Origin of the sequence: Streptomyces sp. (assembly GCF_035563135.1) — a bacterium.
In the GTDB taxonomy this organism is placed as follows: domain Bacteria; phylum Actinomycetota; class Actinomycetes; order Streptomycetales; family Streptomycetaceae; genus Streptomyces.
On sequence record NZ_DATMVN010000244.1, the window covers coordinates 1 to 2,155 of the forward strand.

Annotated in this window: 3 protein-coding genes; all 3 read right to left on the minus strand. The window is 69.3% G+C overall.

Going from position 1 to position 2,155, the window contains the following annotated elements:
• Nucleotides 1-266: 266 nt before the first annotated feature.
• Nucleotides 267-482, minus strand: coding sequence for an EF-hand domain-containing protein (locus tag VN520_RS10515; protein WP_033298481.1), 216 nt, complete (start codon nt 480-482; stop codon nt 267-269).
• Nucleotides 483-870: 388 nt separating this feature from the next.
• Entirely contained in the window at nt 871-1,386 is a 516-nt protein-coding gene (locus VN520_RS10520; protein ID WP_325746601.1) for an ATP-binding protein, read from the minus strand.
• Between the two features lie 249 nt (nt 1,387-1,635).
• On the minus strand, nt 1,636-2,155 hold a 520-nt coding region (locus VN520_RS10525; RefSeq protein WP_325746602.1), incomplete at its 5' end, for an enoyl-CoA hydratase/isomerase family protein.

The window sequence follows — 2,155 nt, forward strand, 5'->3', positions numbered from 1 at the left end:
ATCCGACTGCTGCACAGCCACAACTCGTCAACGGCGGCCGTGACCTGCGGCCGTCCCTTCGATCAAAGTCTTGACCTGCTGCTGGACTGTCGGCGGTGGCGCGGGTCGCCGCCGCCACCAGGGTCAGCCCGAACACGACGCCCAAGGCCTGCCGGGAGCTGGAGCGTGCGGGGCCGGCGGAAGTTCGAGGCCGCCCACCCCCGCGGCCCGGAGAACTGAACACCCAGGATCGTGGTGGCCGGCGCCGAGGGCCGGCCCCACCCTGGTCAGGCCTTGTTCTGCGAGGCCCAGAACTCGTCGAACGTGAGCTCGCCGTCGCCGTTGCCGTCGTGGGCGTTGATCACGGCCTGGGCGACCGTCTCGGTGACATAGGGGTCACCGAGCTGCGCCATCGCGCTCTTGTACTCGGCGGCCGTTATGCTGCCGTCGCTGTTCTGGTCGAAGCGCTCGAATGCCTTGCGTGCCGACTCGATGTCCGCCACTGTTCCGCCCCTTCGTTAAGCGTCGTTGACGGAGGTCAGATTATCCGGCACCTCGGACCCCGGTCCCGGCGGGCGACGACGGGCGGCGCCACGCAAGGGCCGACGACGGTGGACTCAATGAATCAACGAGAGAAATCGGTGAGTACACGCCGAATACCAGGCACGTGACTCAAAACACCTGCGATTCATAACCCTTACGCACCGATTTTCCACCAATTGCCCGTTTAGGTGTTTTGGCTCCGGGGTCACCCGTCTGTCATAGTCGGAGGCACGACCTCCTCCGACCCGAGCCAGGTCCCCTGTGCGGCCGTGGACACACCCCCCATTCCACGGCCCCCGCAGAAGCCCTCGACGTGCCACACCCAGGCCGACCGGGGGCTTCTGTGTGTCAGCGGTCGGTGGCGCGCATCTCGAACCAGGTGGTCTTCCCGCGCGGTAAGAGGTCCACTCCCCACCGGTCGGAGAGCTTGTCGACCAGGAAGAGGCCCCGCCCGCTGACGTCCATCTCGCCGACGGGCATCAGGCACGGCAGCCCGCGCGAGGGGTCACGCACCTCGATCCGCACCCAGCCCCGGCGGCGCAGCATCCGCAGCCCGAAGACCCGCGCACCGGTGTGCCGCACCGCGTTGCCCACGAGCTCGGAGACCAGCAACACCCCGTACTCGGCGGTCTGCGGGGGAAGCTGCCACTGGCGCAGCATCACGCACGAGGTGATCCGGCGGGCGGTGGCGGCGGACTCCGGGCGGGAGGGCAGCCGGACTTCCCCCTCCGTCGGATTTCCGAACAACTCCAGCGCCTTGAACGCCTGTTCGTCTTCGACGGCAGTCGTCCAGTGCGCCGCTGCCGCACCGCTGCGCGGTCGCGGCTGTTCCACACCCTCCAGGCCCGCCATGCCCACCATCATGGCCGCACGGAACGCGCTCCGTGACCGTTCCGGTGAATCCCCTTCCCGGAACCAGTCATTCCGGGTTGTTGTCAGGCATATGCCGGAGGCAGGAGGAATACCTCTGCGACCATGCCCACCTGCGGTTACAGGAGACGGCCGGGTCGTTGCGCGAGCCGGGCGGACGCCGGACCCCGAAGCCCTGCCGAGGTCCGGCCAAACCGCCCGCACGGATGAATGTGCGCGCCTGTGTACGCACCTCACGCTCAGTCAGATGAACTCGGCCTTGCCCGGACCCTTCTCCACGAAGCTGCGCATGCCGCGCTCCCGGTCCTCCGTGGCGAACAGGCCTGCGAACCAGTTCCGCTCGATCGTGAGCCCGGTGTCGATGTCCGTCTCCAGCCCCGCGTCCACGGCCTCCTTGGCGGCCCGCAACGCCAGGGCGGGCCCCTTGGCCAGCCGGGCGGCCCAGGCGTGCGCCTGCTCGTACACCTCGGCGGAGGGCACCACACGGTCCACCAGGCCGATCGCCAGGGCCTCCTCGGCCTTCACCTGACGACCCGTGAAGATCAGGTCCTTGGCCCTGGACGGGCCCACCAGCCGGGCCAGCCGCTGGGTGCCGCCGGCGCCGGGGATCAGCCCCAGCAGGATCTCCGGCTGACCGAGCTTCGCGTTCTCCGCGGCGATCCTGAAGTCGGCGCAGAGCGCCAGCTCGCAGCCGCCGCCCAGGGCGTAGCCGGTGACGGCGGCGACCACGGGCTTGGGGATGCGGGCCACCGCGGTGAAGGAC

Coding starts and splice junctions, on each gene's coding strand:
- VN520_RS10520 (WP_325746601.1), bottom strand. CDS start 1,386: ATGATGGTGGGCATGGCGGGCCTGGAGGGTGTGGAACAGCCGCGACCG.